This is a genomic window from Streptomyces sp. Tu 2975 (genome assembly GCF_009832925.1).
GTDB lineage: Bacteria > Actinomycetota > Actinomycetes > Streptomycetales > Streptomycetaceae > Streptomyces.
Genome location: NZ_CP047140.1, coordinates 3,368,635 through 3,382,360 on the forward strand (window position 1 = coordinate 3,368,635; position 13,726 = coordinate 3,382,360).

Genomic DNA, 13,726 nt, shown 5'->3' on the forward strand with positions numbered 1-13,726 from the left:
CTTCTCGAACGTAGGGCCAAAGCTCTGCCCTTGGGCCGCCGAAACGCGACTGAATGCCCGTTTCCTGATTGCGTAGATGCCGCCGAAGATTGTCGCCGTCGCGTACCGCCGGGTACAGTCGCGCCACTGCTTCCCCCTGGGACCCCCTGTGCAAACAGGTGGCACCGGAAACAGGTCCTGCTGTCGAGGCGAGAGAGAAGTTGGTGAACGACCAGCACACCAACGCCGGGTACGGCGGGTACGCCACCGGCAGCTTCGACTCCGACCCGCTCTTCGGCGCCATGCCGGGCAGTTACGAAGCGGGCCACAGCGGCCAGTACGACGCGTCCCAGTGGAACGCCGGCGGCGACGGAAGCACCGGGCACGACGCCTATGCGACGGCCCAGCAGGCCCAACAGCCCCCGTACGACGCGCAGTACGAGCAGCAGCAGTACGTGCAGTACGACACCACCGGCCAGTGGGACGCGAGCGCCTGGAACGAGGCGGGCGGCACCGGCCAGTACGAGACGGCCGCGGCGGCCTTCGCCTACGACACGACCGGCCAATGGGCGCCCGGCACCTTCGACAGCGGCGCCTACGACGCCACGGCCTGGAACTCCGCGACCGCCACGCCCGAGGGGCTCGTCCCGCAACAGTTCGTGCCGGAGCAGGAGTTCACCCCGCAGGCCGAGTACGAGACGTACGAGACCTACGGCCAGTACGGGGCGGGCGACGCCTACGAGTCGGTCCCGGCGTACGAGACCGGCGAAGCGTACGAGACCGGCACGGGGTACGAAGCAGGCGAGGCGTACGGCTACACCTTCGAGGCCTCTCAGGACGCCGAGCCCGAGGCGGTGGAGGCGGACGCCGAAACCGGATACGAGGCGGAGTACGGCACTGAGACCGACGCCGACCCGGACGCTCCGCAGAGCGACGACGTTCCGGATCACGACGCGCTGACCCGGACCATGACCGCCGTGCCGCCGGTGCCCGCCACACCCGTCTCTCCCCGCCCGGTCCGCCGCTCCGGCGGCAGCCGCGGCCGCCGCCGCACCCCCGCCAAGCGCTCGGCGCTCCTCACCGTCGCCGTTCCCTCCGCCTGCGTCATGGGCGTCGCCGGCATCGCCGCCGCGTCCGTCAGCGGTCTCGGCGGCGACAGCGGGACCAAGGACGACACGAGCACCGTGGCGGCCACCGACCCCGCCTCCGTGCAGCCGGTCGCCGCCAACAACGCCATGGACACGCAGCTCGCCGCGCTCAGCGCCGACGCCCGTGACTTCGGGGACCGGGCCTCCCGCACCCAGGAACGCATCGACCTCAAGGCGCGTCAGGCGGCGGAGAAGAAGAAGCGCGAGGAAGAGGCAGCCCGCCGCGAGGCCCTCCGCCCCAAGTTCGTGCTGCCGGTGAAGCAGGACGGACTCAGCGCGTACTACGGCCAGTCCGGCGTCAACTGGATGTCCCTGCACAGCGGTATCGACTTCCCCGTCCAGTACGGCACCGAGGTCATGGCCGCGACGGACGGCACCGTCCGCACCCAGTGGAACAGCGCTTACGGCAACATGGCCATCGTGACCGCGGCCGACGGTACGGAGACCTGGTACTGCCACCTGAGCAGCACCAAGATCCGCAGCGGCTACGTCAAGGCCGGTGACGTCATCGCCTATTCGGGCAATTCGGGCAACTCCACCGGACCGCACCTCCACTTCGAGGTCCGGCCCGGCGGCGGCGCGGCCATAGACCCGCTGCCGTGGCTGCGCAGCCACGGCCTCGACCCCGCGTAGACCCCTACAGCTGTCGAAGGCCTCGTCAGGCCTGCCCGCACGGGCGGCTACCGGCGTACGCCTGCCCGCACGTATCTCGGAACAGGCTTCCGCGCACGCCCGACCTCCGGGTCCCGGCGTGCCGGCCCCCGCAGGGGCCGAACACCGTCGTCAGAGCTTCTCGACCGGGGCGTACCTGAGCAGCAACCGCTTCGGCTTCTCGTCCCCGAAGTCGATCGTCGCCTGCGCCTCGGATCCCGAGCCCTTCACCTCGACCACGGTTCCCAGGCCGAACTGGTCGTGCGTGACCCGGTCCCCCACCGCCAGCGAGATCACCGGCTTGTCGCTCGTCCGCCTCGTGGCGAAGCCGGAGGCGCCGCCGCGCGAACGCGAGGAGGACAGTGACGAGGCGATGCCGGACGTCGGTCCGGCGGGGGCTGCCATCGGCCCCGTCCGCTTCCAGGTCAGGTGCTGACCGGGGATCTCCTCGAGGAACCGTGACGGCGGGTTGTACGACGGCTGTCCCCAGGCGCTGCGCATCGAGGACCGGGTCAGATAGAGCCGCTCGCGGGCGCGGGTGATGCCCACGTAGGCCAGTCGCCGCTCCTCCTCGAGCTCCTTCGCCTGCCCGAGGGCCCGCATGTGCGGGAAGACGCCGTCCTCCATGCCGGTGAGGAACACGACCGGGAACTCGAGGCCCTTCGCGGTGTGCAGGGTCATCAGCGTGATGACGCCGGTGCCCTCTTCGTCCTCGTCGGGGATCTGGTCCGAGTCGGCGACGAGCGCCACCTGCTCGAGGAACTCGGCGAGTGTGCCGGTGCCCTCCTCCTCACCGCGGGCCTGCTCGAACTCCAGCGCCACGGCGGCCAGTTCCTGGAGGTTCTCGATGCGCGTCTCGTCCTGGGGATCCGTCGACGCCTGGAGTTCGGCGAGGTAGCCGGTCCGCTCCAGCACGGCCTCGAGCACGACGGCCGGACCCGCGCCCGAGTCGACGATCGTGCGCAGCTCCTCCATCAGCACGTTGAACCGCTTGACCGCGTTGGCCGAGCGGGCCGCCATGCCGTACGCCTCGTCGACGCGGCGCAGCGCCTGCGGGAAGGTGATCTTCTCGCGCAGCGCGAGGGCGTCGATCATCGCCTCCGCACGATCGCCGATGCCGCGCTTGGGCACGTTCAGGATGCGGCGCAGCGGGACGTTGTCCTCGGGGTTGGCGAGGACCCGCAGGTAGGCCAGCACATCGCGGACCTCCTTGCGCTCGTAGAAGCGCACACCGCCGACGACCTTGTAGGGCAGGCCGACGCGGATGAAGATCTCCTCGAAGACACGCGACTGGGCGTTCGTGCGGTAGAAGACGGCGACGTCGCCGGCCTTCGCCTCGCCCGCGTCCGTGAGCCGGTCGATCTCGTCCGCGACGAACTGGGCCTCGTCGTGCTCCGTGTCCGCGACATAGCCGGTGATCCGGGCGCCGGCGCCGGCGTTCGTCCACAGGTTCTTGGGGCGGCGGGACTCGTTGCGTTCGATGACGGCGTTGGCGGCGGAGAGGATCGTCTGGGTGGAGCGGTAGTTCTGCTCCAGCAGGATCGTCGTCGCGTCCGGGTAGTCCTCCTCGAACTGGAGGATGTTTCGGATGGTCGCGCCGCGGAAGGCGTAGATCGACTGGTCGGCGTCACCGACGACGCACAGCTCCGCGGGCTCCAGGTCCTCGTACCCCTTGCCCACCAGTTCGCGCACGAGTGTGTACTGAGCGTGGTTGGTGTCCTGGTACTCGTCGACGAGGACGTGCCGGAACCGCCGCTGGTAGTGCTCGGCGACGTCCGGGAACGCCTGGAGCAGGTGGACGGTGGTCATGATGATGTCGTCGAAGTCCAGGGCGTTGGCCTCACGCAGCCGCGCCTGGTACATGCGGTAGGCCTCTGCGAGTGTCTTCTCGAAACCGTCCTGGGCCTGGTCGGCGAAGGTCTCATCGTCGATCAGCTCGTTCTTCAGGTTCGAGATCTTGGCGCTGAAGGACTTCGGCGGGAACTTCTTCGGGTCGAGGTCCAGATCGCGGCAGACCAGCGACATCAGGCGCTTCGAGTCCGCCGCGTCGTAGATCGAGAACGACGAGGTGAAGCCCAGCTTCTTGGACTCGCGGCGCAGGATGCGGACGCACGCGCTGTGGAAGGTCATGACCCACATCGCGTTTGCGCGCGGGCCCACCAGCTGCTCGACGCGTTCCTTCATCTCGCCGGCGGCCTTGTTGGTGAAGGTGATCGCCAGTATCTGGCCGGGGTGGACCCGGCGCGTGCCCAGCAGGTGGGCGATGCGATGGGTGAGCACCCGGGTCTTTCCGGAGCCTGCGCCGGCCACGATGAGCAGCGGTGACCCTGTGTGCACGACGGCGGCGCGCTGCTGCTCGTTCAGCCCGTCGAGCAGGGCGGCGGGGTCCACGACGGGGCGCGGGGCGCCGTCGCGGTAGTACCCGTCGCGGGCCGGAGGCACGTCGAACGCGCCCTGGAACAGGTCGTCCGGAAGCTGCTCCGGAGCCGGGTCCTCGGGCGGCGGCGGGGGCCCGTCCGCGTCGGGCCGGAGGTCTGCCAGGAAGCTGTCGTCAAAGAGGCTGCTCATCGCTTAACGAGTCTAGGCGGCCGGACCGACAACCGTGGCCGCACCGGGACACCGGCGGGTGCCACGATGGGTGACAGGGCGGATCCGCCGGGCGACCGACGGACCGGCCGGCGGCGGCCGCCGAAAAAGGTCACGAAAATGTATCGGACATATCGAACATCAACCTTCACAGCAGACGCACGAGTTGGCTAGCGTGCTCGACCAGGCGGCCCGCACCCCTCCCGGCGAACCACGCCGAACGGGCGGCCTGCGCCGAATCCGGGCTTCTCCCGAGGGAGTTCGGAACCGGGGACCCACCAAGCACCACCGGGGTGAATCGGACCGTGCCCCGCTCGGTCCGTAGGGCGTCTTCCGTTCGCCCGAACCCGACAGCTAACCCGGTAGGCGGTCCACGGAAGAAGGAGATGCCGGCCTTGGCGTCGCATCGCAAGCCCCGCAGCCGTACCGCAAAACCGTCCACCGCCGTCGGATTCACCACGGCCGCCCTCGCCGGTGTGACGCTGCTCTCCACACAGAGCGCCACCGCCGCGCCGTCCGACCCGAAGCCCAGCATCGAAGAGGTCCAGAAGAAGGTCGACGACCTCTACCGGCAGGCGGGCAGCGCGACGCAGGAGTTCAACAAGGCGAAGGAAGCCACGGCGGAGAAGCGCCAGGAGGTCGACCAGCTGCTCGACGAGGCGGCCCGGCGCACGGAGAAGCTGAACGAGTCCCGCCGCGCCCTCGGCAACTACGCGGCCGCGCAGTACCGCACCGGTTCCGTCACGCCCACCGCCGCGCTGATGTTCGCGGACAGCCCCCAGGCGTACTTCGACCAGACCCAGCTGATGGACCGGATGACGGACCAGCAGCGCAAGGCCGTCGGCGAGTACGAGACCGAGCGGGCCGCGGCCGCGAAGCAGCGCGCGGAGGCGACCAAGCGCCTCGAGTCCCTCACGGACTCCCAGGAGGCCCTGCGCACCAGCAAGCAGACGGTGCAGACCAAGCTCGCCGAGGCACGCGCCCTGCTCTCGGAGCTGACGGCGGAGGAGAAGGCACGCCTCGCCGCGATCGAGCGGGAGAAGGAAGAGGAGGCGCGCCGCAAGGCCGAGGCCAAGGCCAAGGCGGAGGCAGCGGCCCGGGCGGAGGCCGAGCGGCAGCAGCAGGAGCGCGAGACCACCCCGGACACGGGAACCACCGACCCGGGCACCGGCACCGGCACCGGCACCGACGACGGCACGTACGCGGCCAAGGCGGACAAGGTTCTCGCGTTCGCCCGTGCCCAGATCGGCAAGCCGTACGTCTGGGGCGCGACGGGCCCGAGCTCCTACGACTGCTCCGGCCTCACCGCGGCCGCATGGAAGGCGGCGGGGGTGGACCTGCCGCGCACCACCTGGGACCAGGTGAAGGTCGGCACCCGTGTCGAGACGGCCGACCTGCTCCCCGGAGACCTGGTCTTCTTCTACGACGACATCAGCCACGTCGGCATCTACATCGGCGACGGCAAGATGATCCACGCGCCCAAGCCGGGCACGAACGTCCGCGAGGAGTCCATCTTCTACATGCCGATCTACGGCAGCGTCCGCCCCGCCTGAAGCCCTGCGGGAGCGACGGGCGGTACCCCGGCGCACCGGTGCCCGGGCGGCCGAGCCGCCCGGGCACCGTCATGTCCGCGCTCGGGTCAGGTCCAGAGCGTGGCGATGAAGATGTTGGCCACGGTCAGACCGCCCACCGCGCCGAAGACCGCCTTGTCGACCTTCTCCTCGTCCCGCTTGACGTACACGAGGCCGAGGATCACGACCAGTACCGCCAGCTTGATGCCGATCTTGAGGTTGTCGACCGTCTGGTCGTCCGCCTGGTTCAGACCCACCAGGGCCACACCCGTGACCAGCATGGTCAGCGCACCGTGCAGCATCGCGGGGTTGAAGCGGGCGGTGCCCTCGCCCATCGCCTTCATCTGGGTCAGGAACCCGCCCAGCAGCGAGGCGATGCCGATGATGTGCAGTGCGACGAAGACATTGATGAGTACGTCCATGGGCCGGAGCCTAGCCCGGCCCATACCACCGTCCGCCGGGCAGGTGGCCCTCTCCGCGGCATCGGTCCAGGGACCGACGCGATGCGCGTCCGCGACGACGGCCGGCCGTTCATCAACGGTTGCCGGACGCCCATTTCCGGAGATTTACGGTCGTTGTGTCCCGCCCCCTTCGACGCGGTCCTAACGTCCTGCCCAGGTGGCCGACTCCCCGCGAGCCGTCGTACAGCCGGACGGCACTCGGCCACCACCGCCGGAAGTCCCGCGGCGGACCGCTCCCCCCGTGCGGCCCGCCGCCGGACGCAGGTGCGGCGGCAGGGACGACGGAAGGACGTGGAAGCCCTCGTGGCAGCACACCGAAAGCCCCGTGGACGCCGGCCCGACGGACCGGCCGCCCGTACCGCACTCACGCTCGCCCTGGCAGGCGCGGCGGCCACGACGGCGTTCGACGGCACGGGACACGCGGAACCGGGCCTCACCCCGGCGCAGATCCAGGCAAGGGTCGACACGCTGTACCAGGAGGCGGAGGTCGCCACCGAGAAGCACAACGGAGCCGAGGAACGGGCGGAGAGCGCCCGCAGATCGCTGAACTCGCTGCGCGACGAGGCGGCGCGCCGGACCGACAGCCTCAACACCTCCCGCAACGCCCTCGGTTCCCTCGCCACCGCCCAGTACCGTGACGGCGGCATGGACCCCGGCCTGCGGCTCGCCCTGACCTCCGACCCGGAGGAGTACCTCCGGGGGGCCGCCCTCGCGGAACGGGCCGGAGCGCTGCAGGCCGCCGCGGTCTCCGACGTGCGGCGGCAGTTGAGGGAGCTCGCACAGCTCAAGGCCCAGGCCGGTGACCGGATCGCCGAACTCGAGGCGCGCCGCAGGGAACTGGCCGGTCACAAGACCGCCGTGCGGAGCAAACTCGCCGCCGCGGAACGCCTGCTGGCCCGGCTGACCGCCGAACAGCGGGCCCGGTACAACGGCGGCACCGGGCCGGAAGGACCTGCGCGGGCGGACCGCGCCGACACTCCGCGCGGCACCCTGAAGGCCCCGAACAGCCGCGCGGCGCAAGCCGTCGCCTACGCGTACGGAGCGATCGGCAAGCCCTACGTGTGGGGAGCGACGGGCCCCGGGTCCTACGACTGCTCCGGGCTGACCCAGGCCGCCTGGCGTTCCGCCGGGGTCTCGCTGCCACGCACCACGTACACCCAGATCAACGCCGGCGCGCGAGTGCCCCGTTCCCGGCTGGCGCCGGGCGACCTGGTCTTCTTCTACTCCGGCGTCTCGCACGTCGGCCTCTACATCGGCGGTGGGCAGATGATCCACGCCCCGCGCCCCGGTGCCCCCGTGCGGGTCGCGCCGATCGACCAGATGCCGTTCGCGGGAGCGACCCGCCCCGCGTGAGCCGGCGGGCACTGGGCCCGGCACGTGAACCGGTTGCCCGTTCCCCGGGCCGGTGTCACCGTCCCGGGGCTCGACGCCGGCCGCCGGACCGTACGGCCGGAGCCCGGCGACGCGGACGTCGAACGGGTCCACGCCGCCGTTGGCCACGTCCGGGCAGGCAACAAGACCGACATGTCGCTGACCTGACGCGGCGGCCGGTGCGTCACACCAGGCGGCGTGCCGTCGCCCACCGGGTGAGTTCGTGCCGGTTGGAGAGCTGGAGCTTGCGCAGCACCGCGGACACGTGCGACTCGACCGTCTTCACCGAGATGAAGAGCTGCTTGGCGATCTCCTTGTACGCGTATCCGCGCGCGATGAGCCGCAGCACCTCCCGCTCCCGCTGCGTCAGCCGGTCCAGGTCCTCGTCGACCGGCGGCGCGTCCGTCGAGGCGAAGGCGTCCAGCACGAAGCCGGCCAGCCGCGGCGAGAACACCGCGTCGCCGTCCTGCACCCGGAAGACGGAGTCGACCAGGTCGGTGCCGGTGATCGTCTTGGTGACGTAGCCGCGGGCGCCGCCGCGGATGACGCCGATCACGTCCTCCGCCGCGTCGGACACCGACAGCGCCAGGAACCGCACCGGGTTCTCCGCCGCCGCCATCAGCGAGGCGCAGCGGCGCAGCACCTCGACCCCGCCGCCGCCGGGCAGGTGCACGTCGAGGAGGACGACCTCGGGGCGGGTCGCCGTGATCACGGTGACCGCCTGGTCGACGTCGGCGGCCTCCCCGACGACCTCGACGCCCGTGCGCTCGGTCTGTCCGATCTCGGCCTGCACCCCCGTGCGGAACATCCGGTGGTCGTCGACGAGTACGACCCGCACCCGACGCTCTGTGGTCTCTCCGGCCGTCTCGGTCATCCGTCCGCCCTCTCCATCTCGAGCTCCACTTCCGTGCCCCCTCCGGGCACGGAGCGCAGTCGTGCCGTCCCGCCGTTGCGCTGCATACGCCCGATGATCGACTCCCTGACCCCCATCCGGTCCTCCGGTACGGCGTCCAGGTCGAATCCCGGCCCCCGGTCGCGTACGGACACGAAGACCGTACGGCCCTCGACCTCCGCGTACACCTGCACCGCGCCTCCCGCGCCACCGTACTTGGCGGCGTTGACCATCGCTTCGCGGGCGGCCTGCATCTGTGCGCCCAGTTTGTCGTCGAGCGGGCAGTCCCCGACGACGACGACCTCGAGCGGGACCCCATGCTTGTCCTCGACCTCGGCGGCCGCCTTCTTGACCGCCTCCGCGAGGGTGTCGGGCTCCTCGTCCTCGTCCTTGCCGGTGCCCTCCGGCTTGTAGAGCCAGTTTCGCAGCTCGCGCTCCTGCGCGCGGGCGAGCCGGCGCACCTCGCCGGCGTCATCGGCGTTCCGCTGGATCAGGGTCAGGGTGTGCAGGACGGAGTCGTGGACGTGGGCGGCCACCTCCGCCCGCTCCTGGGCCCGGATGCGCATGGTCCGCTCCTCGGAGAGGTCCTGCGTCATCCGCACCAGCCACGGACCCGCGAGCAGGGCGACACCGGCGATGACGGCGACCGCGGCGGTCAGCACATTGCCCAACTGGGCGGCGGAGCCGCGGACCACCATGAAGACGGTCAGTCCCATGCCGACGAGGGCGACGCCGGCCAGCGCCCTGGCCAGCTGGAGCAGTCGCCGCCGACGGCCCACGTCGGTCCAGCGGGCACGGCGGGCGTTGTCCGCCTGCCGCCAGACCAGGACCACACCCGCGCCGATGAGCAGCGTCGGCCAGACGTAGCGGTTGCTGCCGCGCATGTCGACGTTGCCGACGAAGACCGCGGCACCGAAGAGCAGGGCGACCATCGCGAACAGCTGGCCCTTGTCCGGCTTGCGCAGCCGGCGGCGCCCGTCCGGCGTGGTCTCGAACACCGAGCGCGGTTCCGCCGCCCTTCCGCCGACCCCGAGGGGGACGACGATCCAGAACACCGCATAGAGCACAGCGCCCAGGCCGTCGGCGAGGAACAGTCCGAGGAAGACCAGTCGCACCCAGATGACCGGCAGTCCCAGATGCCCGGCCAGACCGCGGGCCACACCGCCGAGCATCCGCCCGTCGGCACTGCGGTACAGCTTGCGCAGAGCCGGCTCCTCCGGCAGCGGGGCGCGCGAAGGGCCGGTGGTTCCGGGCGTGGCGACTGGCATGCACCGATCGTCACACGGCGGAACGGGACTCGGTATCAGGGTCGTCCCCCAACCGTCCCTGATCCGCCGGTTCCCCGGGCGTTCTTCGGTCCCGAGGACCTGTGGAAGGCTCCGAGGACGCTCCGACGCCGGCCCGACGAGGCTCAGGGACGGAAATCAGGGAACGGCCAGGGTCGCCGCGGCTCCCGCCCCACCCCCCGGCCCGTCACCATGGACCCATGACAGAGCAGCCGACCGTCCCGCCCCCTGAGGCACCCCAGCTGCGCCGCTCCCCGCACCACAAGGTGGTGGCAGGTGTGTGCGGCGGACTGGGCCGCTACTGCGACGTGGACCCGGTGATCTTCCGGATCGCGGTCGGCGTGCTCTCGGTGACCGGCGGGATCGGGCTGATCTTCTACGGCTTCGCCTGGCTGCTGGTCCCGTCGGAGGACGAAGAGGAGAACGAGTTCCGCCGGCTGCTGTCGGGCCGGGTCGACGGCGCGTCGCTGACCGCCGTGCTCCTCGCCCTGATCGGCTGCGGGATCTTCCTCTCCATGCTGGGCAACGACAGCGCGCTCTCCTTCGCCGCCCTGCTGTCGCTGGCGGTCACCGGAGCGGCCGTGTGGTCCCAGCGCCGCCGGCTCGCCACGATCGAAGGCGTGCCGATGGACACCGCGACGGCGCACACGGTCGCGGAGGCGCCGCCGGAGACCAAGGCCCCGCCGGTGCCGGAGAGTCCTTCGTGGTGGCGCGACCCGATCGTCAAGGACGGCACGACCGGCCCGGTGCCGACCGGCTATCTGTGGGGCCCCGACTCGGCGGTGGGGGAGGCCTCGGCGCCGCACGGCGAGGGCGGACGGTGGCGGGTGCCGCCGCAGAACCGGGGCCCGCGGGGAATCGGCGGCGCGGTGTTCCTCCTGGCACTCGTCGCCGGCGGGCTGGGGACGGGACTGAGCTGGGAGGGGCAACCCCTGGGCACCGCGCTGCAGATCGGGCTGGTGGCAGCACTGTCGGTGTTCGGGCTCGGCCTGCTGGTCAGCGCCCTGCTGGGCCGTACGGGCTTCGGCACGATCCTGTTGACGCTGGTGACGGCCGGGCTGCTCGCCGGTGCCTCGGCGCTGCCGAAGGACATCGGAACGAGTTGGGGCGAGCAGCACTGGCGACCGGCGTCGGTCACCGCCGTCGAGCCGCTCTACGAACTGGGCACCGGGGTCGGCACCCTCGACCTTTCCACGCTCTCCGTCCCCGCCGGCGAGTTGGTGTCGACACGGGCCGAGATCGGGGCGGGGCAGCTCAAGGTCGTGCTGCCGAAGGACGCGACGGTGAAGCTGGACGCCGAGGTGGGCGTCGGCGACGTCCGGTTCCCCGGGGACACCCCGAACGACATCGACGTCGGCCCGAGCCAGGACCGCCGGCGCACGTTGCCGCCGCCCGCCGGGGCGGAGCCGGCGGGCACCCTGGAACTGAACCTGGAAGTGGGCATCGGACAGGTGGAGGTGACCCGTGCAGCGTCATGAGTCCGGTCATGGGGCCGTGCGCCACGGGGCGGGCGGGTCCCATCGCGAGTTCCGGCACGGCTTCCGCCCCGCGAGGTTCGTGGCGGGGCTGTGCGTACTGACGGCGGCGCTGCTCTACGGCGGCGACGCGGGCGGCGCCTGGCACACGCCCTGGTGGGTGGCGTTCCCCGTGGTCCTCGGCGGCTTCTTCGTGGCGGGCGTGGTGGCCGCCGTGCACTACGGGGTGCGGCGCCGGGCGGCGATCAGCGCGTCGAGGGAGAACAGGGAGGCGCCCGCAAGCACCAGCGGAAGCCAGGCCATCAGGTAGGCGAGGTCGTTGCCGTAGTAGTACGGGTCCGTCTGCCAGCTGACCGTCAGCCACAGGCTCAGCGAGATCAGCGCCCCGCCGAGGGCGGCGAGGCGGGCAAACAGCCCGATCAGGGTGCCGATACCGACGGCGAGTTCACCGAGGGCGATGGCGTAGCCGAAGCCCTCCGGGTTCTTCAGCGCCAGATCGACGAGCGCCGGCACGGCGGACGAGTCGCGGACGGCGTTCATCATCTCGCCGATCGAGCCGGCGCCGGTCGCCGACATGAACGCGCTGTCGGTGAGTTTGTCGATGCCCGCGTAGATGAACGTCACGCCGAGGAAGACACGCAACGGCAGCAGGGCGTACCGGCCGGCCCGCTCCCTGAATCCGCGCGGCCCGTCGTCGAGCGCCCCATGGTCCGCCGTCGCCCGATGAGTGTGTGTCATCGCTGGTCCCCGCCTTCAGTCGACCCGTCGCCGGACCATACGTACGGCGCGGTCACGCCGCTCACCAGACTAGACACAGATCTTGTGACACACGGGTCCCGTGACACGCGGGTGAAGGAGCGCGGGGAGACGTCAGTAGGTCACTTCGATCAGACAGCGGTTGCTCTCCACGCCGGCGGCCGTCACCACCTGCACATCGACCTGCCCGGGCTCGACCTCCGCGGGCACCGGCACCGTGAGCACCGTGTCCGTCGGGTTGGCGAACCCGCCGGGCACGGGGATCAGCGGGACGTGCACATGCACGGCCCCGATGCGGACGACCATGCGGGCCAGCCGGTCCGGCGCGCCGGCGCCCGGCGGGACGAAGCCGGAGCCGCGGAGCTCGATGTCGTCGCCGGTACGGATGGGTCCGTCCAGGTCACCGGCCTCCCGCGCCCGCACCACCGACATCACCACGGGCCTGCTGCCCTCCGCGTACTTGGCCGCCAGGTACGTCGCCGCGGAGACGGCCATGAGCAGGACGACGCCCCACGGCAGCTCCGGCAGCTGCCCGGGGCCGCGCCCGAGCTGCACCAGCGTGTACGTCAGGGTGGCGGCGCTCACCAGCACGTACTGCACATCGGCGAAGGCGGCACGGCCGTCGTCGTCGCAGACGAGGTCACGGGGGTGGGGCCGGTCGGCCGGCACCTTCTGCAGCCGCTGGCCCTGGACGCGGACGGCGACGACACGGCGCACCAGCACGGCGACCGCGCAGACCAAGGCGAGGACGGTCAGCGGGCCGGCGCCCCGGCCGAGGGCGAGGCCGCCGGCGAGGCGGTCGTGGTCGGCAGGTGCGGAGGACCATGCCTGCTGCAGCGCGAGGACCAGCACCGCGTAGCAGACGGCCAGCACCCAGGCGGTGGCGACGGAACGTGAGGTGGACAGCCGGTTGTCCTCCCCGGCCAGCGGTGCGAGGAGCCCGCCGCGCGCCCGGTGGGCGTGGGCTCCGGCGGTGAGAGCACCGGCGACGGCCAGCGCGGCCAGCAGGCCCGCCGTACGGGCGCCGGTCCAGCCCGCGCCCATGGCGGTCACCAGCTGGACGGTGGCGAGGACACCGAAGCAGGCCCACACGGCGACCAGCGAGCGCAGCCTGAGCCGGCGCAGCCGGGAGCCGTCGGCCTCCCGGCCGCGGTCGGAGACCGTACGTGCGGCCTGGGTCAGCTCGTCCGACACCCACTGCCGCGAGGCGCCGGGCGAGTGGGCCACGCCCGCGGGCAGTCCCTGGCCGGCTGCGAACCCTTCGCGCAGGCCGACGAATTCGGCCACCGCACGCCGGTGGCTCTCGCGCGCGCCGTGCACGCACTCGTCGCACCGTCCCGCTTCCTGCACCGCCACGACCGAACGCCACCTCTCACGCATCAGGAAGAACAAAGCCTTGTGATGCATGGGAATTGTGCCGCACGCAAGCTGCCGCCACCCGATGGCCGAGGCCAGGCCGGGTGAATCAGGGCATCACCGTGTTGACGCCACTCCTCGGTCGACGCCGGCTCTCGGATCGCGGCCGCAACGACGACGCCGCCGCTCGGACG

Annotated in this window: 11 protein-coding genes and 1 riboswitch; of the genes, 5 read left to right on the forward strand and 6 right to left on the reverse strand. The window is 71.6% G+C overall.

What is annotated here, in order from left to right; genetic code table 11:
• Window positions 1-203: 203 nt before the first annotated feature.
• The gene (locus tag GLX30_RS14685) at window positions 204-1,760 is read left to right on the forward strand and encodes a M23 family metallopeptidase (protein WP_167306826.1); all 1,557 of its coding nucleotides are present in this window, start codon (window positions 204-206) and stop codon (window positions 1,758-1,760) included.
• A 150-nt stretch (window positions 1,761-1,910) separates the two neighbouring features.
• On the opposite strand, the gene pcrA is transcribed toward GLX30_RS14685, so the two are convergent.
• On the reverse strand, window positions 1,911-4,346 hold the full coding sequence (pcrA, locus tag GLX30_RS14690; protein WP_159688398.1) for a DNA helicase PcrA: 2,436 nt from the start codon (window positions 4,344-4,346) through the stop codon (window positions 1,911-1,913).
• A gap of 240 nt (window positions 4,347-4,586) precedes the next feature.
• Window positions 4,587-4,749: riboswitch (cyclic di-AMP (ydaO/yuaA leader) on the forward strand.
• A gap of 1 nt (window position 4,750) precedes the next feature.
• On the opposite strand from pcrA, the gene GLX30_RS14695 reads away from it, so the two are divergent.
• Complete coding sequence (locus GLX30_RS14695) at window positions 4,751-5,917, forward strand: C40 family peptidase (protein WP_159688401.1); 1,167 nt, start codon at window positions 4,751-4,753, stop codon at window positions 5,915-5,917.
• Window positions 5,918-6,003: 86 nt separating this feature from the next.
• Here GLX30_RS14695 and GLX30_RS14700 read toward each other — a convergent pair whose 3' ends face one another.
• Window positions 6,004-6,357 (reverse strand): hypothetical protein, encoded by a 354-nt coding sequence (locus GLX30_RS14700; RefSeq protein ID WP_159688404.1) that lies wholly within the window; start codon window positions 6,355-6,357, stop codon window positions 6,004-6,006.
• A gap of 342 nt (window positions 6,358-6,699) precedes the next feature.
• Between GLX30_RS14700 and GLX30_RS14705 the strand changes: the two genes are divergently transcribed.
• Both GLX30_RS14705 and GLX30_RS14710 read left to right on the forward strand, forming a co-directional pair.
• Window positions 6,700-7,749 carry a C40 family peptidase gene (locus tag GLX30_RS14705; protein WP_244258157.1) on the forward strand — a complete coding sequence of 350 codons (1,050 nt, stop codon included), beginning with the start codon at window positions 6,700-6,702 and terminating at the stop codon, window positions 7,747-7,749.
• A gap of 24 nt (window positions 7,750-7,773) precedes the next feature.
• On the forward strand, window positions 7,774-7,935 hold the full coding sequence (locus GLX30_RS14710) for a hypothetical protein (protein WP_208545424.1): 162 nt from the start codon (window positions 7,774-7,776) through the stop codon (window positions 7,933-7,935).
• 16 nt (window positions 7,936-7,951) lie between these two features.
• Here GLX30_RS14710 and GLX30_RS14715 read toward each other — a convergent pair whose 3' ends face one another.
• The gene (locus tag GLX30_RS14715) at window positions 7,952-8,641 is read right to left on the reverse strand and encodes a response regulator transcription factor (protein WP_159688410.1); all 690 of its coding nucleotides are present in this window, start codon (window positions 8,639-8,641) and stop codon (window positions 7,952-7,954) included.
• Window positions 8,638-9,927, reverse strand: coding sequence for an ATP-binding protein (locus GLX30_RS14720; protein ID WP_159688413.1), 1,290 nt, complete (start codon window positions 9,925-9,927; stop codon window positions 8,638-8,640). The genes GLX30_RS14715 and GLX30_RS14720 overlap by 4 nt, the downstream gene beginning before the upstream one ends.
• Before the next feature lie 218 nt (window positions 9,928-10,145).
• On the opposite strand from GLX30_RS14720, the gene GLX30_RS14725 reads away from it, so the two are divergent.
• Window positions 10,146-11,423 (forward strand): PspC domain-containing protein, encoded by a 1,278-nt coding sequence (locus GLX30_RS14725; protein ID WP_159688416.1) that lies wholly within the window; start codon window positions 10,146-10,148, stop codon window positions 11,421-11,423.
• A gap of 216 nt (window positions 11,424-11,639) precedes the next feature.
• Here the strand turns inward: GLX30_RS14725 and GLX30_RS14730 are convergent, their stop codons facing one another.
• Together GLX30_RS14730 and GLX30_RS14735 are read right to left on the reverse strand one after the other, a co-directional pair.
• A complete protein-coding gene (locus GLX30_RS14730; RefSeq protein WP_159688421.1) occupies window positions 11,640-12,158 on the reverse strand; it encodes a DoxX family membrane protein in 519 nt (172 codons plus the stop codon).
• Window positions 12,159-12,290: 132 nt separating this feature from the next.
• Window positions 12,291-13,556 (reverse strand): hypothetical protein, encoded by a 1,266-nt coding sequence (locus GLX30_RS14735; RefSeq protein ID WP_159695046.1) that lies wholly within the window; start codon window positions 13,554-13,556, stop codon window positions 12,291-12,293.
• Window positions 13,557-13,726 lie beyond the last annotated feature (170 nt).

Coding starts and splice junctions, on each gene's coding strand:
- pcrA (WP_159688398.1), bottom strand. CDS start 4,346: ATGAGCAGCCTCTTTGACGACAGCTTCCTGGCAGACCTCCGGCCCGAC.
- GLX30_RS14730 (WP_159688421.1), bottom strand. CDS start 12,158: ATGACACACACTCATCGGGCGACGGCGGACCATGGGGCGCTCGACGAC.
- GLX30_RS14735 (WP_159695046.1), bottom strand. CDS start 13,556: ATGCGTGAGAGGTGGCGTTCGGTCGTGGCGGTGCAGGAAGCGGGACGG.
- GLX30_RS14700 (WP_159688404.1), bottom strand. CDS start 6,357: ATGGACGTACTCATCAATGTCTTCGTCGCACTGCACATCATCGGCATC.
- GLX30_RS14715 (WP_159688410.1), bottom strand. CDS start 8,641: ATGACCGAGACGGCCGGAGAGACCACAGAGCGTCGGGTGCGGGTCGTA.
- GLX30_RS14695 (WP_159688401.1), top strand. CDS start 4,751: ATGCCGGCCTTGGCGTCGCATCGCAAGCCCCGCAGCCGTACCGCAAAA.
- GLX30_RS14725 (WP_159688416.1), top strand. CDS start 10,146: ATGACAGAGCAGCCGACCGTCCCGCCCCCTGAGGCACCCCAGCTGCGC.
- GLX30_RS14720 (WP_159688413.1), bottom strand. CDS start 9,927: ATGCCAGTCGCCACGCCCGGAACCACCGGCCCTTCGCGCGCCCCGCTG.